This is a genomic window from Curtobacterium sp. MCPF17_002, from assembly GCF_003234115.2.
In the GTDB taxonomy this organism is placed as follows: Bacteria; Actinomycetota; Actinomycetes; order Actinomycetales; family Microbacteriaceae; genus Curtobacterium.
This window is the reverse complement of sequence record NZ_CP126251.1, coordinates 752,199-772,062: the sequence shown is the minus strand read 5'-3', so window position 1 is coordinate 772,062 and position 19,864 is coordinate 752,199. Positions and strand designations below refer to the sequence as shown.

Annotated in this window: 22 protein-coding genes and 1 tRNA gene; 9 read left to right on the top strand and 14 right to left on the bottom strand. The window is 72.2% G+C overall.

Going from position 1 to position 19,864, the window contains the following annotated elements:
• Positions 1 to 10: 10 nt before the first annotated feature.
• The 6 genes from DEJ28_RS03760 to DEJ28_RS03735 all read right to left on the bottom strand — a co-directional run bounded on the left by DEJ28_RS03760 (position 11) and on the right by DEJ28_RS03735 (position 6,696).
• Positions 11 to 1,117 carry an ABC transporter substrate-binding protein gene (locus DEJ28_RS03760; protein ID WP_111116747.1) on the bottom strand — a complete coding sequence of 369 codons (1,107 nt, stop codon included), beginning with the start codon at positions 1,115 to 1,117 and terminating at the stop codon, positions 11 to 13.
• 151 nt (positions 1,118 to 1,268) lie between these two features.
• Positions 1,269 to 2,117: an ABC transporter permease gene (locus DEJ28_RS03755; protein WP_220034655.1), complete on the bottom strand. Its 849-nt coding sequence runs from the start codon at positions 2,115 to 2,117 to the stop codon at positions 1,269 to 1,271.
• 13 nt (positions 2,118 to 2,130) lie between these two features.
• A complete protein-coding gene (locus tag DEJ28_RS03750) occupies positions 2,131 to 2,958 on the bottom strand; it encodes an ABC transporter ATP-binding protein (protein WP_111116746.1) in 828 nt (275 codons plus the stop codon).
• A 182-nt stretch (positions 2,959 to 3,140) separates the two neighbouring features.
• On the bottom strand, positions 3,141 to 3,554 hold the full coding sequence (locus DEJ28_RS03745; protein WP_111116745.1) for a hypothetical protein: 414 nt from the start codon (positions 3,552 to 3,554) through the stop codon (positions 3,141 to 3,143).
• 22 nt (positions 3,555 to 3,576) lie between these two features.
• Positions 3,577 to 5,556, bottom strand: a complete 1,980-nt coding sequence (locus DEJ28_RS03740; RefSeq protein WP_181433805.1) for a potassium transporter Kup — start codon at positions 5,554 to 5,556, stop codon at positions 3,577 to 3,579.
• Positions 5,557 to 5,766: 210 nt separating this feature from the next.
• Positions 5,767 to 6,696, bottom strand: coding sequence for a serine hydrolase domain-containing protein (locus DEJ28_RS03735; RefSeq protein ID WP_111116744.1), 930 nt, complete (start codon positions 6,694 to 6,696; stop codon positions 5,767 to 5,769).
• Positions 6,697 to 6,816: 120 nt separating this feature from the next.
• On the opposite strand from DEJ28_RS03735, the gene DEJ28_RS03730 reads away from it, so the two are divergent.
• A complete protein-coding gene (locus DEJ28_RS03730) occupies positions 6,817 to 7,149 on the top strand; it encodes a hypothetical protein (RefSeq protein WP_181433804.1) in 333 nt (110 codons plus the stop codon).
• A 14-nt stretch (positions 7,150 to 7,163) separates the two neighbouring features.
• On the opposite strand, the gene DEJ28_RS03725 is transcribed toward DEJ28_RS03730, so the two are convergent.
• Positions 7,164 to 8,126 (bottom strand): helix-turn-helix transcriptional regulator, encoded by a 963-nt coding sequence (locus DEJ28_RS03725; RefSeq protein WP_111116742.1) that lies wholly within the window; start codon positions 8,124 to 8,126, stop codon positions 7,164 to 7,166.
• 226 nt (positions 8,127 to 8,352) lie between these two features.
• Between DEJ28_RS03725 and DEJ28_RS03720 the strand changes: the two genes are divergently transcribed.
• Positions 8,353 to 8,679, top strand: coding sequence for a hypothetical protein (locus DEJ28_RS03720; RefSeq protein WP_111116741.1), 327 nt, complete (start codon positions 8,353 to 8,355; stop codon positions 8,677 to 8,679).
• A gap of 28 nt (positions 8,680 to 8,707) precedes the next feature.
• Here the strand turns inward: DEJ28_RS03720 and DEJ28_RS03715 are convergent.
• Positions 8,708 to 8,779: transfer RNA gene (locus tag DEJ28_RS03715), tRNA-Gln, on the bottom strand.
• Between the two features lie 81 nt (positions 8,780 to 8,860).
• Between DEJ28_RS03715 and DEJ28_RS03710 the strand changes: the two genes are divergently transcribed.
• On the top strand, positions 8,861 to 9,355 hold the full coding sequence (locus DEJ28_RS03710) for a MarR family winged helix-turn-helix transcriptional regulator (RefSeq protein ID WP_111116740.1): 495 nt from the start codon (positions 8,861 to 8,863) through the stop codon (positions 9,353 to 9,355).
• Between the two features lie 10 nt (positions 9,356 to 9,365).
• Positions 9,366 to 9,842 (top strand): VOC family protein, encoded by a 477-nt coding sequence (locus tag DEJ28_RS03705; RefSeq protein ID WP_111116739.1) that lies wholly within the window; start codon positions 9,366 to 9,368, stop codon positions 9,840 to 9,842.
• Positions 9,843 to 9,918: 76 nt separating this feature from the next.
• Here DEJ28_RS03705 and DEJ28_RS03700 read toward each other — a convergent pair whose 3' ends face one another.
• From DEJ28_RS03700 to DEJ28_RS03675, 6 genes are all read right to left on the bottom strand, one after another.
• Complete coding sequence (locus DEJ28_RS03700; RefSeq protein WP_111116738.1) at positions 9,919 to 11,784, bottom strand: ABC-F family ATP-binding cassette domain-containing protein; 1,866 nt, start codon at positions 11,782 to 11,784, stop codon at positions 9,919 to 9,921.
• 214 nt (positions 11,785 to 11,998) lie between these two features.
• A complete protein-coding gene (locus DEJ28_RS03695) occupies positions 11,999 to 12,397 on the bottom strand; it encodes a PLD nuclease N-terminal domain-containing protein (protein ID WP_111116737.1) in 399 nt (132 codons plus the stop codon).
• A 92-nt stretch (positions 12,398 to 12,489) separates the two neighbouring features.
• On the bottom strand, positions 12,490 to 12,933 hold the full coding sequence (locus DEJ28_RS03690) for a molybdenum cofactor biosynthesis protein MoaE (protein WP_111116736.1): 444 nt from the start codon (positions 12,931 to 12,933) through the stop codon (positions 12,490 to 12,492).
• On the bottom strand, positions 12,930 to 13,442 hold the full coding sequence (locus tag DEJ28_RS03685; RefSeq protein ID WP_111116735.1) for a MogA/MoaB family molybdenum cofactor biosynthesis protein: 513 nt from the start codon (positions 13,440 to 13,442) through the stop codon (positions 12,930 to 12,932). The genes DEJ28_RS03690 and DEJ28_RS03685 overlap by 4 nt, the downstream gene beginning before the upstream one ends.
• Positions 13,439 to 13,915, bottom strand: coding sequence for a cyclic pyranopterin monophosphate synthase MoaC (gene moaC, locus DEJ28_RS03680; RefSeq protein ID WP_111116734.1), 477 nt, complete (start codon positions 13,913 to 13,915; stop codon positions 13,439 to 13,441). Before moaC ends, DEJ28_RS03685 begins: the two co-directional genes overlap by 4 nt.
• Positions 13,912 to 15,177 carry a molybdopterin molybdotransferase MoeA gene (locus tag DEJ28_RS03675; protein WP_258368186.1) on the bottom strand — a complete coding sequence of 422 codons (1,266 nt, stop codon included), beginning with the start codon at positions 15,175 to 15,177 and terminating at the stop codon, positions 13,912 to 13,914. Before DEJ28_RS03675 ends, moaC begins: the two co-directional genes overlap by 4 nt.
• A 119-nt stretch (positions 15,178 to 15,296) precedes the next feature.
• Between DEJ28_RS03675 and DEJ28_RS03670 the strand changes: the two genes are divergently transcribed.
• The 5 genes from DEJ28_RS03670 (at position 15,297) to DEJ28_RS03650 (ending at position 19,764) form a co-directional block, all read left to right on the top strand.
• Positions 15,297 to 16,247 carry an MTAP family purine nucleoside phosphorylase gene (locus tag DEJ28_RS03670; protein WP_258368185.1) on the top strand — a complete coding sequence of 317 codons (951 nt, stop codon included), beginning with the start codon at positions 15,297 to 15,299 and terminating at the stop codon, positions 16,245 to 16,247.
• The gene (locus DEJ28_RS03665; protein ID WP_111116732.1) at positions 16,244 to 17,338 is read left to right on the top strand and encodes an NAD-dependent epimerase/dehydratase family protein; all 1,095 of its coding nucleotides are present in this window, start codon (positions 16,244 to 16,246) and stop codon (positions 17,336 to 17,338) included. Before DEJ28_RS03670 ends, DEJ28_RS03665 begins: the two co-directional genes overlap by 4 nt.
• A gap of 322 nt (positions 17,339 to 17,660) precedes the next feature.
• Positions 17,661 to 18,449, top strand: coding sequence for a glycosyltransferase family 2 protein (locus DEJ28_RS03660; RefSeq protein ID WP_284180769.1), 789 nt, complete (start codon positions 17,661 to 17,663; stop codon positions 18,447 to 18,449).
• Positions 18,446 to 19,105 (top strand): TIGR04282 family arsenosugar biosynthesis glycosyltransferase, encoded by a 660-nt coding sequence (locus tag DEJ28_RS03655; RefSeq protein WP_181433803.1) that lies wholly within the window; start codon positions 18,446 to 18,448, stop codon positions 19,103 to 19,105. The genes DEJ28_RS03660 and DEJ28_RS03655 overlap by 4 nt, the downstream gene beginning before the upstream one ends.
• Positions 19,102 to 19,764 carry a class I SAM-dependent methyltransferase gene (locus tag DEJ28_RS03650; RefSeq protein WP_111116730.1) on the top strand — a complete coding sequence of 221 codons (663 nt, stop codon included), beginning with the start codon at positions 19,102 to 19,104 and terminating at the stop codon, positions 19,762 to 19,764. The genes DEJ28_RS03655 and DEJ28_RS03650 overlap by 4 nt, the downstream gene beginning before the upstream one ends.
• The last annotated feature ends 100 nt before the right edge of the window (positions 19,765 to 19,864 follow it).

Below are 19,864 nucleotides of genomic sequence, written 5' to 3'. Positions count from 1 at the left end.
AGTGCCGGGGTCACGGCGCCGGCCACACGAGCTTCCCGCCGTCGTACACCGCGTCGACGTACTCGTTCGTGAACCACTTCGACGCGTCGTCGGAAGTGACCGAGTCGTCGACGATGTCGAACTCGTGGAGCATGTCGACGAGCTTCGTGACGTTCGCCGGGTCGACGCCGCCGAGCGGCTGCCCGGGCGTCGGGTTGTCCGCGACGACCTTCGTCTCGGTGGTCCAGATCTTCGCGTTCTGGGCGGTGTCGTAGGTCGCACCGGAGAGCTTCGCGGCGTACCCGACGCACTGCTTCACCTTCGCGTCGCTCGAGGAGCAGAAGTCGTAGGCGTGGAGCGCGGCGCGGAGGACGTCCTCGACCGCGGTGGGGTGTGCCTTCGCGAACGCCGGGTTCACGGCCATCGCGCCGAGCGACGCCGGGATGTCGTAGTCGACCGGCTGCCACACCGTGACGTCGTCACCGGCGGCCTTGAGCAGGTTCGGCTCGTTCGAGACGAAGCCGGTGAGGGCCTCGAGCCCGTTCTGCTTGCGGGGCAGGACCGAGGGGTCGTAGCCCTCCTTCACGAGCTTGAGGGAGTCCCAGTCGACGCCGGCCTTCACCATCATCGCCTCGACCGCGGCGGGCACGTAGCCCTTGTGCCCGACGACCTGGCCGTCGAGCTGCTTGAGGTCGGTGATGTCGCCGTTCGTCATGAGGACGTCGAGTCCGGCGTTCGAGTACGACGAGATCCCGGTGATGTCGATGCCGTTCGCACGGGCCTGGATGAGGTCCTGCTCGGCGACGGCGGAGACGGTCGCCTGGCCGCTGGCGAGGAGCTTCGTGTTCTGCGCGGTGTCACCGGAGCCCGGCTTGAGCTGCACGTCGAGGCAGAGGTCCTTGAAGTAGCCGAGCTCGTCGGCCGCGATGTACTCGAGGATCGACGCCGACGACTGGTACTGGTAGCCGGACAGGTAGGTGATCTTCCCGGCGTCCTTGTTCTGCTGGCAGCGCTCGGACGAGATCGCTTTGCCCTCGGACGAGGCGCCGGCACTCGAGCCGGCGCTGCATCCGGTGAGCGCGAGGGCCACGGCTGCGGTGGCGAGGGCCGCGAGTGCGGCCTTGGTGCGGTGCTGCATGGTCACTCCTGTGGGAAGGGATGGGTGGTGCAGGGGCGGGTGCGGGGTGCGCTTGCGAGATGGTGCTGCGGGTGACGGCCTGGAGGCACGACACAGGTCTCCGGGGCGGGTCACGTCCGCGGATGGGGAGGGAGGAAAGGAGGGAGGGGCGTCAGTCGTTCGCGGTGCGGTGCCAGTGCAGGACGCGTCGCTCGACGAGCGTGATGAGTCCGAGCAGCACGACGCCCATCACCGCGAGGATCGCGATGGCCGCGTAGACCACGGCGAGCTGGTTCATCGACGACGCGGTGCTGATCACCGTCCCGAGGCCGCCCGTGGACCCGGAGGCGGAGAGCTCCGCGACGACGGCGCCGATGATCGACAGCGGGAACACGATCCGCAGCGCGGCGAACACGAACGGCAGGGCGTTCGGCACCCGCAGGTGGACGAGCATCTCGAAGCGGGAGGCGTTGATCGTCCGGTACACCTGCAGCACCGGCTGCGGCACCGACCGGAGTCCGGCCGCGGTGTTGATGAGGATCGGGAAGAAGCAGATGAGCGCCGTGATGACGAGCTTCGGCAGCGGCCCGAACCCGAACGCCACCACGAGCGCCGGGGCGATCGCGACGAGCGGGGTCACGTTGAGGACGATGGCGATCGGCATCACCGCGCGGCGGACGATCGCCAGCTCGCTCGTCAGCACCGCGAGGACGAACGCGGCGACGAACCCGATGCCGAGGCCGACGAGGGACTCGATCAGCGTGATGCCGGCGTTCTGCAGGTAGTAGGGCAACTGCGTCGCGAGGGACTCCCCCACCGCGGGCAGCGGCGGCAGCAGGTACGGCATCGCGGTGGCGCCGATCTGCCAGAGCACCGCGAGGACGGCGAGCATCACGACGAGGGGCAGCCAGACGGACGGCCGGAGCCATCCGGGGACGGGTCGGCGGATGGTGCGTCGTTCGGCCTCGGCGGTGGCGGCGATCGCTTCGGGGGTGGACGTGGACGTCGTGGTCGCGCTCATCGTGCCGTCTCCCTCAGGCCGCGTCCGTCGTCCGCCACGCGCTGTGCAGCCGCGTGCGGACGAGGTCCTCGTACTCGTGGAAGCGCCGTTCCTCGAACAGGCGCTGGTTGCGCGGCCGGGGCAGGTCGATGTCGATGACGTCGACGATCCGGCCGGGGCTCGGGGCCATCACGATGACCGTGTCGGACATCCGCACGGCCTCGGAGACCGAGTGCGTGACGAACAGCACCGTGGTGCGCAGCTCGTCCCAGAGGTCGAGGAGCTGGTCCTGCAGGCTCTCGCGGGTGAACTCGTCGAGCGCGGAGAACGGTTCGTCCATGAGGAGCACGTCCGGCCGGAGCCCGAACGCCCGCACGATCGCGGCGCGCTGCTGCATCCCGCCGGACAGCTGCGCGGGGAGCTTCTCCATCGCCTCGCCGAGTCCCGCCATCCGGAGCAGCTCCCGCATGTCCGGACCGTTGCCGGTGGCGCGCTCCTCGAGGTCGTCGATGGCCGCGCGTCGTCGCCCGGCACCGGGGTTCACCCGGCCGGCCAGGGTGACGTTCTGCAGCACGGTCAGCCAGGGCAGCAGCGCGGGGGTCTGCGGCACGAGCCCGATGAGCTTCGCCGCGCACGCCTCGGCCGGGCTGACACCGTGCACCCGGACGTCGCCGTGGTCGGCGGGTTCGAGCCCCGCGACGAGTCGGAGCAGCGTCGACTTCCCGCATCCGCTCGGGCCGATGAGCGAGACGAACCGCCCGGGCTCGATCGTGAGCTCGACGTCGTCGAGCGCCACCATGGCTCCGGGGCCGCTGCCGTACACCTTGCGCACGGCGTCCAACCGGACCGCTGATGTGGTCATCCGTATCCTCCATACCGTCGTCGAGCACGCTGCTCGGTCTCGTATGGCGGAGAGCGTGCGTCGCGAGTTCGGGTTCGTCTGCGACGCGGAAATCCGCTGCTGGTGTCGAGGCTAGGACGTCCGTGTTACGGCGCCGGACCACATGTGTTGCGAACGTGTGAACGCGTCCGCGAGGGGGCCGCTCAGCGCGTGGAGGGCACGGCAGCGGCACCGTCCCAGACGAGCACCTCGACCCCGAGGTCGGCGGCGGCGACCGCCACCCACCCGGCGAGCGCCCGGGCCGCGGGCTCCGCGACGACGAGCACGGCCCGCGGAGACCCGGGGATGCTCTGCCGCAGCCACAGCAGCTTGAACAGGTCCGCCATCACCTTGTTGCGCCAGGCCGGCTTGTAGGCGCCCTGGTTCGCCACGAGCTGGACGACGACGCTGTCCGCCTCGTCGATGCCCTCGACCTCGACGCGGGCGCGGTCGAGCACGACGGTGCGGGGGCGGAGGACCAGCCCGAACGCCGCGCCGGTGTGGTCGAGCATCAGGCGCTCGACGGAGTCGGGGGCGAAGCGGCCCCACTCGGGACGCACGACGGGGACCTCGGTCATGTCGGCAGTGTAAGCGCCAGCCTCAGATCTCGACGTCGCTGCCCATGGTCACGGTGCGCTGCGCGGGCAGCCCGAACCGTGCCGCGGGGTCGGCGGCGTTGTGCGCGAGACCGACGAAGAGCTTCTTCCGCCACGACACCATGCCGCGGTTGCCCGGCATCGGCCGGAGCGCGCCGCGGGAGATGAAGTACGACGCGTGCTCCATCTCGTCCGGGTCGATGTCGAGCACCTCGGCCAGGCAGGCGGCGTGCAGTGCCCGCGGCAGGTCCTGGTCGTCGGAGAACCCGAACTTCACGGTGATGTGGTCGATGCCGTCGTCCTCGTAGCCCAGGTCGTCGCGGAAGAACGCCTTCGCGTGCGGGACGTGCGGAACGTTGGCGGTGAGGACGGACACGATGAGCACGGTGCGGTGCAGGACGTGGTTGTGCTCCACGTTCGCGCGGAGCGCCAGCGGCGTCGTCTCCTTGTTCGGGTGCGGGAACACCGCGACCCCGGGCACCCGTGGGATGTGGTGCTCGTTGACGTGCTGGATGAAGTCCGCGAGGGAGCCCTCGCGTTCCTTCCGTTCCTCCTGCACGAGCGCACGGCCGCGGCGCCACGTCGTCATCACCGTGATCACGGCGAGGGCGATGAGGAGCGGGACCCACCCGCCGTGCAGGACCTTCGACAGGTTGCCGGCGAGGAAGGTGAGCTCGAGGCCGCCGAACGCCACGGCCGCGACCACCAGCTTCCACGTCTTCCACTTCCACAGGGGTCGCACGACGAGCAGCAGCAGGAGCGTGTCCACGACGAGCGCCCCCGTGACGGACACCCCGTACGCGGTGGCCAGGGCCGCCGAGGACCGGAACACGAACATGATCGCGAGCACCCCGATGAACAGCAGCAGGTTCACCGCGGGCAGGTAGATCTGCCCGCTCTCGCGGCGGGACGTCTGCCGGATCGTCAGCGGCGGCAGCAGGCCGAGCTGCACCGCCTGCCGGGTCAGCGAGAACGCTCCGGAGATGACGGCCTGGCTGGCGATCACGGTCGCGATGGTCGCGAGCAGCACGACGGGGAGGCGCAACCCGTCCGGGAACAGCAGGAAGAACGGGTCCTTCGCGGCGGTCGGGTCGCTCAGCACGAGCGACGCCTGGCCGAGGTAGTTGAGGACGAGCGCGGGGAACACCACGAAGAACCACGCGCGGAGGATCGCCGGACGACCGAAGTGCCCCATGTCCGCGTAGAGCGCCTCGGCGCCCGTGATGACCAGCACCACCGCGCCCATCGCGACGAACGTGATGTACGGGTGCGCGAACGTGAACGCGATCGCCCACGTCGGCGAGAGCCCCTGCAGGACCCCCGGGTGCGCGAGGATGTGCGGCACCCCGGCGGCCGCGATGACGACGAACCAGAGCAGCATGACCGGGCCGAACAGGTTGCCGACCCTGCCGGTCCCGAAGCGTTGCGCGGCGAACAGCACGACCAGGATGACCGCGGCGATCGGCACGACGAGGTGCCCCACCGACGGCGCCGCGGTGCCGAGCCCCTCGACCGCGGACAGCACCGACACCGCCGGCGTGATCACCGAGTCGCCGTAGAAGAGCGAGACGCCGACGATCCCGATGACGAGGAAGATCGTCGCCCCGCCACGGCGCTTCGCGTACAGGCGGCGTGCGAGTGCGGCGAGCGCCATCACCCCGCCCTCGCCGTCGTTGTCCGCCCGCATGAGCACGAGGACGTACTTGATCGACACGATGATCGTGATGCTCCAGAACATCATCGAGATGACGCCGTAGACGTCCTCCTGGTTCGCCTTCACCAGGCCGTCGTCGATCGTGAACACCGTCCGCAGCGCGTACAGCGGGCTCGTGCCGATGTCCCCGAACACCACACCGAGCGCGGCGAGCGCCAGGACGGCGACGCCCTTGCCCGCGCCGTGGCCACCGTCGTCGGTGGTCTCGGTCGCGGGGGGCTCGGTCGCGGGGGGCTCCGTCGCGGGGGTCTCAGAGCGGGTCTCGCTCACGCTCGTCACTTCCGTCTCCGGCCGTCCGGGCGACGGCCGCCGCTCATCATCGCACCGGCGGCAGGCCCGCGCTCGCAGGTGGCGCACATGCGTGCGCGGAGCGGCGATCGCGTCGTGCGCATCCGTCGGACGGGAGGCGCGGGGCGGGCCCGCACCGTGCCTCCAGTCCGGTGGTGGGCGCGGGAGACCGCCCGGCGTGCGCCCGGCGGGTCAGGCCGGTCCGTCTGCCCGTTCCGCCGTCGGCTCCGCCGCCGTACCCGCGTGACCCGGGCGCTGCCGAGCCAGCTCGTCCGCGACGAACCGTGCCAGCGCGTCCGCACCGAAGTGGTCGTCCGCCGTCACCGTGACCACCGTGTCCCCGTCGAAGAGGAGCATCTGACCGTACGCGCCGTGCAGCCGCCACAGGCGCCCCGGGCCGCCCCAGCCGGCCATCTCGTACCGGTCGTACCCGGGCTCCGTGCCCTCCCGCTCCACCCAGTCGGTGTGCATCGCATCGCACCACCGGGTGCCCACGATCCGCTGCCCGTCGACCACCCCGCCGTCACGGACGAGGCGACCGATCCGGGCGATCTCCTCGGTGCGGAGCGCGATGCCCTCACCGGCGGCGACGTACCCGTTCGGGCAGCGGAGCCAGTCGACGTCCTCGATGCCGAGCGGGGCGAACAGCCGTTCCGCGACGAACGCGCCGACGTCGCCCACCCGGGTCTCGAGGACCCGCATCGCCGTGTACGTGCTGGCGTTCGCGTACTGGAAGACCCGGCCACGGGAGGGGCGGCCGAGGAACTCGGCGGCGAGGTCGGGCCAGTCGGTGCGCTCCGTCGCGGACCACGGCATGTCGATGCCGCTCGTCATCGTGAGCAGGTGGCGGAGCGTGACCTCCTCCACGCCCGGTCCGGTGACGAACCCGGGCAGGTACGTCGCGACCGGGACGTCGACGTCGACGAGCCCGTCGTCGGCGGCGATGCCCGTGGCGAGGACGCAGACGCCCTTGGCGACGGAGTGGACCTCGCGGCGGAGGTCGGGGGTCCAGTGGTGTTCGGCGGTTTCTGCGCCGCTTCGCACGTGGAGGCCGTGCGCGGTGAACCCGGTCGCGTCGACTTGCTGGACGATGGCGTCGAGGATGGTCGTCGCGGTGGTCACGCTCCATCCTCTCGCGGGATCGTCGTCCGCGCTGGCTGCGCTGGCTGCGCTGGCTGCGCTGGCTGCGCTGGCTGCGCTGGCTGCGCTGGCTGCGATCGTCCGCCGCGTAGCGTGCCGAGCGTGTCCGACCAGCAGAACCCGCGACCCGACCCGACGCGTGTCGGCGACCAGCCCGCGCTCCGCACGGCGTCGGGCTCGAACTGGCTCGTGTGGGGCGCGGTCACCGCCGTGCTCGTCGCGGCTGTGATGGTCCTCATGGCGATCCGCGCGCCGGCGGTCGGGTGGCCGGCCCTCGTCGCCGTGGTCGTCCTGTTCGTGGCGATGGTCGTGGTCCGGGCCGTCGTGCGGCCGCGTCGTGCCCGGCTCGTCACCCTCGCGGTGCTCGACCTCGGGATCGTGGTCGTCGGCCTGGTCGCCGTGCTCGTCGTGCTGTTCTCCGCGCCGACCGGCTGACGGGGTCCGTCGCGTCAGCGCTGCGCGCCGCTGCCCTCGCCGCTGCCGTCTCCGCGGCCGCTGCCGCTGCCGCTGCCGCTGCCGCTGCCGTACATGTCGCGGCGCAGCCGGGTGAAGCGTCCCTGGTTGCTGAACCCCCACTTCGCCGCGACGGCCCCGATCGTCTTCGTCTCGTCGTCGAGGAGTTCCTGGTGCGCCTCGGCGAGACGCGCGCGGCGCAGGTAGGTCATCGGGGTCATGTCGAGCTGGCGGCGGAACGCCGCCTGGAGGCCACGCGGTGACACCCGGGCCGCAGCCGCGACGTCGTCGATCGTGATCGCCTCGGTCAGGTGGGAGTCGATGTACGCCATCGCACGGCGGATCGTCGCCGCTCCGGCACCGGTGCTGGCCAGCGCGCGCGTGACCACCTCGAACGGCAGCGCCCGGGCGGCGATCGCGAGCAGGTAGTCGAACGCGGCGGCGCGGATCAGGTCGTTCTGGAAGACGGAATCGACCTGGACCACGTTCTGGTACACGTGCGACACCGCCTTCGCCCAGAGATCGGCGTGCTCGGCGACGGGGTGGTGTCCACGGAGGCGGAGGGTCCCGCTGTCAGCACCCTCGGCCCGGATCGCGCGCTGCAGGAGCGCCGTCTCGGGCATGTTCACCACGAGGAGCTCGGAGCCGTCGTACTCGGCGCTCGTCTCCTCCTGGCCGAAGATCACCCCGCCGACGTTCCCGCCGTCGCCGTGCACCGTCCGGAGGCGCCCGCCGAGACGGGTCGCCGACGTGAAGACGCCCTCCGGTTCGACGACGACCTCGGCGTGGAACCCCATCGACAGGCGGGCGATGGTGAGGTGCTCGTCGCCGCGGATGTCCGCCTGGAACCGGACCTTGCCACGCGGCGGGTCCAGCCGCACCTTCGGGTACATCCCCCCGAGCACGGCGCTGACGGTGTCCACGTCGTCGGTGTCCTGCTGCAGCATCATCAGCGTCATGTGGTCGTCGGTCTCCCATCAGCGCGTTGCAGTCACGAACACCTCCACGCTAGCCCCGTGCGATTCCGCACCGATCCACCACGCGGGGGGCGGTGGCAGCGCGCATGATCCGGCGAACGCGGCGACGGTGTCAACCTCTGTTCCGTCGCGATGTGTCCCGTCGATACTGAAACTGTCTCGTGCACTGCCGTCCCCGGTGGTGCACAGCATCGACGAAGGAGGCGCCATGGGACACGAACAGGTGACGAGTCAGGTCCTGGTCTCGGCGGCGTGGCAGCAGCTCGTGCACGCCGATCGGGTGCGGGCGCTGGCGGCGACCGACCCGATGGACGTCCGCGTGCAACCGGTGGACCAGGGGTGCTGGCGAGTGGTGGACGCGACGGCCGTCTGGGGTGACCCGGAGATGCTGCTCGGCTTCATCGAGCGGACGGTCGACGGGTTCGACTGCACCCTGATGGCATCGCTCCACGAGCACCGGCACACCGGATCCCTCGAAGCGGCGCACCAGTACTTCGAGGACCAGTGCGGCCACCCGGACGAGGCGCCGTGCTGATCGACTGAGCAGCACGGTGCCGGCGTCGCTCCGCCTCCAGGATTCGAACCCGGACCTAACGGCACCAAAGGCCGTCGTGCTGCCATTACACCAAGGCGGAACACACCCCGCGGAGTGCCCGACCATCCTCCCATGCCGACGCGGCTGGCCGCGCAGCCCTCGCTTCCGCCAAGATGGGGGGATGCCGCAGGAGGACGAGGTCGATCGCATCGTCGCCGCGTGGGGACGCGAACGCGACGACCTGGACTTCGGACCGCTCGAGGTGCTGTCCCGGGTGGACCGACTCGCGCGGCACCTCGACCGTGCTCGTCGCGCCGCGTTCGACGAGAGCGACGTCGAGCCGTGGGAGTTCGACGTCCTGTCCGCACTCCGGCGGGCGGGTGAACCGTACGAGCTCAGCCCGAAGACGCTCCTGCAGCAGACCCTGGTGTCGAGCGGGACGATGACGAACCGGGTGGACCGGCTCGCCGCCCGCGGGCTCGTCGCACGACGCACGGACCCTCGTGACGGCCGGGGCATCCTCGTGTCGCTCACTCCTGCGGGCCGCGCGGCCGTGGACTCCGCCATCGCGGACCTGCTCGCCGCCGAGCGGGACATCCTGTCGGGGGTCTCCGACGCCGAGCAGGACCAGTTGTCCGGCCTGCTCCGACGACTCATCCTAGGACTCGGGGACTAGTCTCCGGCGCATGCACGCGATCACCCTCGCCGTCGCCGACGTCGCACGGTCGGCGGACTTCTACCGCGCCCTGCTCGGTCTCGACGGCAGCGGGGTGATCGGCACCGAGTACCCCGCGACGGAGACCGCGGCCGGCGGCACCACGGCGATGTTCACGCTCGACGACGGCCTCATCGTCAGCGTCTACGGCCGCGGGGACATGGCGAAGGACTCCGGCGCGCCGTTGGCCACCGCGCCGAGCAGCACGATCGGGCACTTCGTGGACTCCCGCGAGGCGGCCGACGCCTTCCTCGAACGGGCACGAGCGGCCGGGGCGACGATGCTCGCGGCGCCGTACACGCGGCCGTGGGGCATGTACTCCGGCTTCTTCCAGGACCCGGACGGCCACCTGTGGGAGGTCGTCGCGAACCCCGGCGGCGGCGACCCCGCCGACGCGACGCCGGACAGTGCGTCCCAGGACGACGTCGACCCCGAGTCCGTCGAGTAGCACCCCCATACGAGCATCGCGCCCCGTCATGACAGGGCGCGACGTTCGTACGGGGGTGCGAACGATCGTGCGCGGACTAGACGCCGAGCTGCTCCGCGACCTCGAGCCAGCGCTCCTCGAGTTCCTCGACCTCGGCCTCGAGCGCACCGAGCTTCGTCTGCAGCGCCCCGAGCCCCGCGTAGTCCGACTGGTCGTGGGCGGCGAACGCGTCGAGCATCTTCTGCCGGTCGGCCCCGACCTTGCTGATCTTCCGGTCGAGCGCCGACATCTCCTTCTCGGCCGCACGGCGTTCGGCACCGGACAGCGACGACGCGGCAGACCCGGAACCGGACGCGGAGGCACCGGCCCCGGCCGCAGGACTGGCCGAGCCGGTCCCGCCTGCCGTGTCGGGCCTCCCGGCAGTCGCGGCGGCAGCCGCTGAAGCGGTCCCGCCACCGGTGCCGGCCGCCCGGAGCCGCATGTACTCGTCGACGCCGCCAGGCAGGTGCCGGAGGTGCCCGCCGAGCACCGCGTACTGCTGGTCCGTCACGCGCTCGAGCAGGTACCGGTCGTGGGAGACGACCAGCAGGGTGCCCGGCCACGTGTCGAGGAGGTCCTCCATCGCCGCGAGCATGTCGGTGTCGAGGTCGTTCGTGGGCTCGTCGAGGATGAGCACGTTCGGCTCGTCGAGCAGGATGAGCATGAGCTGCAGGCGACGCTTCTGCCCGCCGGACAGGTCCTTCACCGGCGTGGACAGCTGCTCCGCCGTGAAGCCGAGGCGCTCCAGCAGCTGCGACGGCGTCATCTCCTTGCCGTCCGACACGTAGGAGGTCTTCTTGCGGGCGACGACCTCGCGGACGCGGTCGTTCGCGAACTGCGCCAGGTCGGCGAGCTGCTGGTCGAGCACCGCCACCTGCACCGTCTTGCCGGTCTTCACCCGCCCGCTCGTCGGCTGGAGGCGACCGGCCACCAGGTTGAGCAGGGTCGACTTGCCGGCGCCGTTCGGGCCGAGGATGCCCGTCCGCTCCCCCGGCGCGATCCGCCACTCGATGCGGTCGAGGATCTCGGTGCCGTCGAACGAGACGCTGACGTCGAGCAGGTCGACGACGTCCTTGCCGAGCCGCGCCGTCGCCGTCTTCGCGAGCGCGACGGCGTCACGGATCGGCGGCACGTCGTCGATGAGCGCGTTCGCCGCGTCGATGCGGAACTTCGGCTTGCTCGTGCGAGCCGGCGCGCCACGGCGGAGCCACGCGAGCTCCTTGCGGGCCAGGTTCTGCCGGCGCTGCTCACTCGCCGCGGCCTGCCGGTCACGCTCGACGCGCTGCAGGATGTACGCCGCGTAGCCGCCCTCGAACGGGTCGACGACGCCGTCGTGGATCTCCCACGTGTCGGTCGACACCGCGTCGAGGAACCACCGGTCGTGCGTCACGACGACGAGGCCGCCCTGGTTCGGCGACCACCGGCGGGTGATGTGCTCCGCGAGCCACTGGATGCCCTCGACGTCGAGGTGGTTCGTGGGCTCGTCGAGGAACAGCACGTCCCAGTCGCCGACCAGCAGCCGCGCCAGCGCCACACGACGACGCTGACCACCCGACAGCTCGTCCACGCTGACGTCCCACGGGATGTCCGACACGAGGCCGCCGATGATGTCGCGGATCTTCGGGTCGCCCGCCCATTCGTGCTCCTGGAGGTCGCCGACCACCGTGCTGCCGACGGTCGCGCCCTCGGGCAGGATGTCGCGTTGGTCCAGGTACCCGATCGTCACCCCACGACGGTGCGTGACCCGACCGCCGTCCGGTTCGAGGCGCTGGGACAGCAGGGCGAGGAGGGTCGACTTGCCGTCACCGTTCCGGCCGACGACGCCGATGCGGTCACCCTCGTCGATGCCGAGGGTGACGCTGTCGAAGACGACCTTGGTGGGGAACGCGAGATGGAGGTTCTCGGCGCCGAGGAGATGTGCCACCCGTCAAGGGTAGGCGGCGTGGCGGGGTGCGTGGTGCGCGGTGGTGCGCGCGGGTGCGGTGCGGGTCGCGTGGGTGCGGGTGGCCAGCGGGTGGTGGGTGCGCACCTTTGGTGCGAGGTTCCGTGCTCCGTGGGACGCGCAGGACCTCGCACCGTTCGCGGAAGCTCGCACCGTACGCACGCACCGTGCGCGCGCGCCGGCCTGGAGGCGCGGGTCAGCTCCCCGGGGTCGGCTCGCCGTCGCCGGCGGCCTCCTTGGCACGGCGCAGTCGCGCCTGGGCCTCCCAGTACTCGATCTCACGCTCGAGTTCGGCGAGCTCCTGCTCCGTGCCGGTGATGCGCTTCTCGCCGTGGGCGTTGCGCGCGGCTCCGAGGGTGGCGTACCCGTCCTCGTGGCGCCGCGGCTCGATGTAGCGGCCGTGGTTCCGGTCGCTCTGGGACCAGTCGTGCCCGACGGCGAACCACACGATGCTGCCGACGACGGGCACCAGGATCACGAGGAACACCCACGCGACCTTCGGGAGGCCTCGCACCTGGTCGGCCCCCTTGGTGAGGATGTCGATCAGGGCGAAGACCAACAGGACGATGGAGGCCCCGTACAGCAGCACGCTCATGAGCAGCGAGTCTATGGATCGGCTTGGAACCGCCGCTACGCCCCGAACGCGTGCCGTTGTTGCGATCGGGCAACATTGCGATCGGGCAACGGTCAGAGAGCGGCGACCCACTCGTCGGAGCCGTCGGTGAACCGCTGGTGCTTCCAGATCGGAACGCGCTCCTTGACGAGGTCGATCAGCGCGCCGCAGGCAACGAACGCCTCGGCGCGGTGCGGCGACGACACCGCTGCGGCGAGCGCGACGTCCCCGATGCCGAGCGCTCCGACACGGTGCAGCACGGCGATGCGGACTTCGGGGTGCGCGTCGGCGATGGTGCGGGCGACCTCGGCGATGACGTCCCCGGCGCTCGGGTGCCGCTCGTACTCGAGCGCGTTGACGCCCTTGCCGCCGTCGTGGTCGCGGACGACCCCGGCGAAGGTGACGACCGCGCCGTCCTGATCGGTCGCGACGACGGCCGAGACCTCGTCGACGGTGATCGAGCGGTCGACGACGTCGGCGACCACCACGCGGCCGTCGGTCTCCGCCGGCCGCGTCACGAGGCGCTCCGCGGCGCGTGGCCCTCGCCGTGCACCTGCGCCAGCACGTGGTCGAGCAGCCCGTCGAGCACGGCCAGCCCGTCGGCGACGCCACCGCGTGAACCGGGCAGTGTCACGAGCAGGGCGCCACCGGCGGCGATGCCCGCGATCCCGCGACTCAGGAGCGCTGTCGGTCCGGCTCCGGCGAGTCCGCGACGGCGGATCTCCTCGGTGATGCCGGGCAGGTCGAGGTCGATGAGCGCCGAGACGGCTTCGGGGGTGCGGTCGGTCGGCGTGACGCCGGTGCCCCCGCTGGTGATGACGACGCGGGCGTCGGCGTCCAGTTCACCGGCGACGGTGTCCTCGATCGGCCCGCCGTCCGGCACGATGATCGGCTCCGCCACGGTGAAGTCGTGCTCGCGCAGCCAGGCGGCGATGACCGGCCCGGTGCGGTCGAGGGCGGGGTCGGCCGCGGCCTGGGTGGACACCACGACGACGCCCGCTCGTCCCCTGGTCGGCTGTGTGGTCATCGGTTGCTCCAGTCCCCGGAGCGTCCGCCGTGCTTCTCGAGCACCCGGATGTCCGTGATCGATGCCGTCCGGTCGACGGCCTTCACCATGTCGTAGACGGTCAGTGCGGCGACGCTCGCGCCGGTCAGTGCCTCCATCTCGACGCCCGTCCGTGAGGTCGTGCGCACCGAGACCTCGACGACCACCCGGTCCCCGGAGCCGGTGATGTCGACCTCGACGCCGGCGATCGGCAGCGGATGGCACAGCGGGATGAGGTCCGAGGTCTTCTTCACGGCCATGATCGCGGCGATGCGGGCCGTGCCGATGACCTCGCCCTTCGGCAGTGAGCCGTCGAGGATCCGGGTGACGACGTCCGGCCGGGTGACGAGGGTCGCCGTCGCGGTCGCCGAGCGTGCGGTGACGTCCTTCTCGGAGACGTCCACCATGTGCGCGCTGCCGTCGGCTCGGACGTGGGTGAGGTGCTGGTCGGTCAACGGAGTCTCCAGACGGTCAACGGGTCCCCGGGTGCGACGGTGTCGGTGCCGACCGGCACGTGCACCAGGTGTGTGGCAGCGGCGTAGTGGGCGAGCAGGTGGGAGCTCGGACCGCCGACGAAGTGCACGTGGCCGTCCTGTACCCGGCCACGCCGGACCTGGTGCTTGCCCGCGGGCGAGGTCGCGGCCTCGGCGGCGGGGAGCACCAGCACCGTGCGGTCGTCGACTGCCCCGGCGGCGGCCGCGAGCACCGGACGGAGGAACACCTCGAACGAGACGAGCGCGGAGACCGGGTTGCCCGGGAAGGACACGACGGGCACCGGACGACCGGCGATGGTGACCGTGCCGAACGCCTGGGGACCGCCGGGCTGCATCGCGACCGGGGTCACCGCGAGCCCGCGCGGCTCGAGCGCCTGCCGGACGACCTCGTACGCCCCGGCGCTGATGCCACCGGTCGTGAGCACGAGGTCCGCCCAGTCCCCCACCGCGTCGTCGAGCGCGGTGAGGAACGCGGCCTCGTCGTCGGGCACCCGGACGGTGCGTGCATCTGCCCCGACCTCGGCGAGCGCCGCCCGCAGCGCGATCCCGTTGGCATCGCCGATCATCGCCGAACCGCCACCGGCGCCGGGGTCCGCGCCGGCATCCGCGCGCGCACCCTGCAGCTCGGAACCCGTCGACACGACCAGCGCCCGGAGCTGCCGGACGATCTCGACCGTCGTCACCCCCGCCGACGCGAGCGCCCCGAGGAGCGCCGGCGTCACACGAGCGCCGACGGGCGCGAGTTCGTCGCCCTGCGGCAGGTCCGTGCCGGTCCCCCGCACGAACGTCCCCGCGACCAGGTCGTCCGGCACGGTGACGTCGGTGAGTCCGAGCGCCGCCGGGAAGGCACCGGGCTCGGTCCGCTCGACCGGAAACACCGCGTCGGCGCCGTCCGGGATCCGCGCGCCGGTCATGATCGGTGCCGCGGTGCCGGTCACGAGTGGCGACGGGACCACCCCGGCGGGGATCGGCGCGACCACCCGCAGCACGCGCCCCGCGTCGGCGGCACGGACGGCGAAGCCGTCCATCTGGCTGTTGTCGAACGGCGGGAGGGGAACCGGTGCGACGACGGCCCGTCCGAGCACCCGGTGCCCCCGTCCGGCGCCGGCTCCGGTCGCGAGGTCGTCGATCTCGCGTTCCTGCAGCTCGGCGACCCCGATGCCGGACAGGACCGGCGCGACGAGCGCGGCGATCTCGTCTCGGTGCTGACCGATCGTTCGCACGGGGGCCTCCGAACAGGTGGGAAGTGTGCCCGCTCCCGGTTGGTCCCGGGGCGGTCTCAGTAGCGTAACCAGCGCGCAGAACGCGCCGACGACCATTCGGAGGACCTGTGGAGAACGACGTGACCACGACCGGGGCTGTGGACGAGACCGTGGGCATCGGGGTGATCGGGGGTTCCGGGCTCTACGAGCTGTTCGAAGCCGGCACCGCGGACGAGGTCGACGTCGACACCCCGTTCGGACCCACGTCGAGCCCGATCAGCATCGGGACGATGTCCGGCAAGCGGGTGGCGTTCCTCACCCGGCACGGCCGTGAGCACTCCGTCGCACCGCACCGCATCAACCACCGGGCGAACCTGTGGGCGCTGCGTTCCCTCGGCGTCCGGGCCGTGGTGTCGTCGAGCGCCGTGGGCGGACTGCACCCGGACTACGCGCCGGGGACGTTCGTCGTCACCGACCAGCTCATCGACCGGACCTGGGGTCGCGCGGACACGTTCTTCGAGGACGCCGTGCAGCACCTGTCGTTCGCGGACCCGTTCGACCCGGTGCTCCGCCGGGTCGCCGTCGCGGCGATCGGCCAGCTCGACGTGCCGTTCCGACCGACCGGCACCTGCGTCGTGATCCAGGGGCCGCGGTTCTCCACCCGCGCCGAGTCGGTGTGGCTTCGCGAGGCCGGTGGCCACACCATCAACATGACGATGACGCCGGAGGTCCCGCTCGCCGCCGAGCTCGGGATCGGCACCGTGAACCTGTCGTTCGTGACCGACGCCGACGCCGGGTTGGCGCCCACCGAGGACGAGGCCGCGGCCGCCGCCGAGGCCGGCGGTGACGCCGAGACCCCGGTCACCCACGCGCTCGTGATGGAGCGCCTCGCCCGTGCGAACGAGGTGATCGTCCGCGCCATCGGCTCCATCGTCGCCGCGATCCCCGACGACTACTCACCGCGCGAACTCGTGCCCGCAGCGGCGAGCGCCGCAGCGCTGGCGACGACGAGCCCCGCCGTGCCCACCGGCAAGCACGCCGCGCCCGCGACGGCGAGCGCCACCGCGCCGGCACCCGGGAGCGTCGCGTGACCCGCCTCCTCGTCACCGGCGGCGCCGGCTTCATCGGCTCCGCGATCGTCCGCCGCGCGCGCGCCGACGGCCACGAGGTCCGCGTGCTCGACTCGCTCCGCGACGACGTGCACGGCGACCCCGCCGAGATCGTCCGCGCACACCAGCAGCAGGGCATCGAGTTCGTCCACGGTGACGTCCGTGACCGGGTGGCACTCGACGCGGCCCTCGACGGCGTCGAGGTGGTGTGCCACCAGGCCGCCAAGGTGGGGCTCGGGGTCGACTTCCAGGACGCCCCCGACTACGTCTCCTCGAACGACGCCGGCACCGCCCACGTGCTCGCCGGGATGGACCGGCACGGCATCGGCCGCCTGGTCGTGGCGAGCTCGATGGTCGTCTACGGCGAGGGGGCGTACACGACCGCCGACGGCGAGCCCGTCCGTCCACCGGCCCGCCGCCGCGAGGACCTCGACCAGGGACGCTTCGACCCGATCGGCCCCGACGGCCAGCCGCTCGTGCCCGGCCTGATCGACGAGTCCGCAGCGCTCGACCCACGGAACGTCTACGCGCAGACGAAGGTGGCACAGGAGCACCTCGCGTCGAGCTGGGCGCGGGCCACCGGTGGCCGTGCCGTCGCCCTCCGCTACCACAACGTCTACGGTCCGGGCATGCCCGCGAACACCCCCTACGCCGGTGTCGCCTCACTGTTCCGCTCGGCACTGGCCCGCGGTGAGGCCCCTCGGGTCTTCGAGGACGGCCGGCAGCGGCGCGACTTCGTGCACGTGGACGACGTCGCCGGGGCGAACGCCGCGTCCATCGCCGCGACCGCCGACCTGCCGTCGGAGTCCTTCCGGGCGTACAACGTCGGGTCCGGCGTCGTCCACACGATCGGCGAGATGGCGGGGGCGATCGCCGGGCCGGACGGTCCGCAGCCGGTCGTGACTGGCGAGTACCGCCTGGGTGACGTCCGGCACGTCACCGCGTCGTCGGACCGGATCGCCGCCCAGCTCGGTTGGCGCGCCGAGGTGGACTTCGAACGCGGCATGCGCGAGTTCGCGACGGCCCCGCTGCGCGCCGCAGTGCAGGCACCGCAGCCGCAGCCGGGGCAGTAGACCGGGTCCCGCACCGGACGGGAGGCGCGTGGCGAGACGACCCGCGCCTCCAGTCCGCTTTCCGACCACCCCACCGTGCGTGAGATCGCACTTCGGCGCGCGTCCCTGCCGACGTGAGCCGCCGAAGTGCGATCTCACGACCGACACGACGCGACCGACACGACCAACACGACCAACGCGACCGACGTCCCCACAGTCCGCTTCGTGTTGTGTCGAGGGCATGGAACGACAGCCGGCCGACGAGACCGACCGCCTCCCCGGAGCGACGCGCGCGGCAGGACCCGACACCAGTCGGTCCGCCCGACGGCACCGAATGGCAGACATGAACGTCGACGTCATCCTCCCTTGTCTCGACGAGGCCGATGCACTCCCCGCGGTCCTCGGCCGCCTCCCCTCCGGCTACCGCGCGATCGTCGTCGACAACGGCTCGACCGACGGTTCGGCCGACATCGCGCGGGCACACGGCGCACTCGTCGTCACCGAACCGGTGCGCGGATTCGGCTCGGCCTGCGCCGCCGGTGTCGCCGCCGCGACCGCCGAGTACGTCGCCTTCTGCGACGCCGACGCCTCGATGGACCCCGCCGAACTCGTCCCGCTCGTCGCACGCGTCGCGACCGGCCACACCGACCTCGCACTCGGCCGCCGTGTCCCGACCACTCCGGGAGCCTGGGCACCGCACGCCCGCTTCGCGAACCGTGTCCTCGCCGTCCTCATGCACCGTGCGACCGGGTACCGCCTCCGCGACCTCGGCCCGATGCGCGTGATGCGCCGCGAGGACCTGGTCTCCCTCGACCTGCGGGACCGCCGCAGCGGGTACCCGCTCGAGATGGTCCTCGCCGCGCACGCGGCCGGGTGGCGCGTCGACGAGTCCGACATCGGGTACGCGCAGCGCATCGGTGACAGCAAGGTGACGGGCACGCTCCGCGGCACGGTCAACGCGATCAAGGACATGTCGCGTCTGCTGCGCGCCTACCGCCGCGAGACACAGGGCGCCGGCCTGGAGGCACGGGGCCGCGTCGTCGCACCGGCTCCCGTCCGGCGCACGGCCGGGTCCACCCCCGAGGTGGTCGGGTCGACGGTCAGCGCACCGACCGAAGGCGCTCGCTCGTGAGCGCCGACACCGCCGGCATCACCGTCGCGGTGGTCGCCAAGGAGTGCCTGCCCGGCAAGGTGAAGACCCGGCTGACGCCGGCGCTGACGCCGGAGGGCGCTGCCCGCGTCGCCGCTGCGAGCCTCGCGGACACGCTCGCGACGGTCCGCGCGCTGCCCGCTGCGCGGCGCGTGTTGTTCTTCGACGGGTCCTCGCTGCCCGAGGGTGCGCTGGACCTCGACGGCACCGGGGGCTTCGACGTCGTCCACCAGACCTCCGGCGGACTCGACGAACGCCTCGGCGCCCTGTTCGACGCGGTCGACGGCCCGACGCTGCTGGTGGGGATGGACACGCCGCAGTTCGGCCGGGCGGACGTCGCACCGGTGTTCGACGACCCGTCTCGCGACGCCTGGTTCGGTCCCGCCGAGGACGGCGGCTTCTGGTCGCTGTACCTCCGCGAGCCGGACGGCGCGTACCTCCGCGGCGTACCGATGTCCCGCGAGGACACCGGCGCCGTGCAGCGCGCCCGACTGACCGACGCCGGCTTCGACGTGGGCACCCTCGGGGTCCTGCTCGACGTCGACACCGTGCCCGACGCCGAGCGCGTCGCAGCCCTCGTGCCGGACTCGCGGTTCGCCGCGGCCCTGCACGCCGAGACCGTGGGGAGCCTCCGATGACCATGCACGCACCCGTCTCGTTCGGGGCCGGCGGCGGCGAGCCCTACGCCCGGGCCCTCCGCACCGACGGCCGCATCCGCCTGACGGACCCGGACCGACCCGACGCCGAGGTCACCCTCGACGTCGGTCGGTGGAGCGCGGCCGCCGACCGGGTGGACCGCTCGCTCCTCGACGGTGCCGACGGCCCCGTGATCGACATCGGCTGCGGCCCGGGCCGGATGCTCGTCGCCGCCCGGACGCTCGGCCTGCCGGCGCTCGGCGTGGACGTCTCCGCCGAGGCCGTGGCGATCGCCCGGCGCTCCGGCGGCACCGCCCTGCAGGGGTCCGTGTTCGACCCGATCCCCGACGAGGGCCACTGGGACACCGCGCTCGTCATCGACGGCAACATCGGCATCGGCGGCGACCCGACGGCGCTGCTGACCCGGTGCCGCAACATCGTCCGTGTCGGCGGCCGCGTCATCGTCGAGACGCACGTCGACCGCGATGCCGACCGCACCTTCACCGCTCGCGTGGTGGACGCCGACGGCCACCAGAGCGCCGGGTTCCCCTGGGCCGAGGTGGGCGTCGACGCACTGCTCGACCACGCCGAGCGTGCGGAACTGATCGCGCGCCAGAGCTGGACGACGGGCGGACGGACGTTCTGCGAGCTGCTCGCCTGACGCGGGGCGGCATCTCGTCGTCGACGCCCCGCTCCGGCCGTGACATGTGTCACGGCCGGTCGTGACATCCGGGCACATCCGCTCGCGGTCGTCCGCCGCT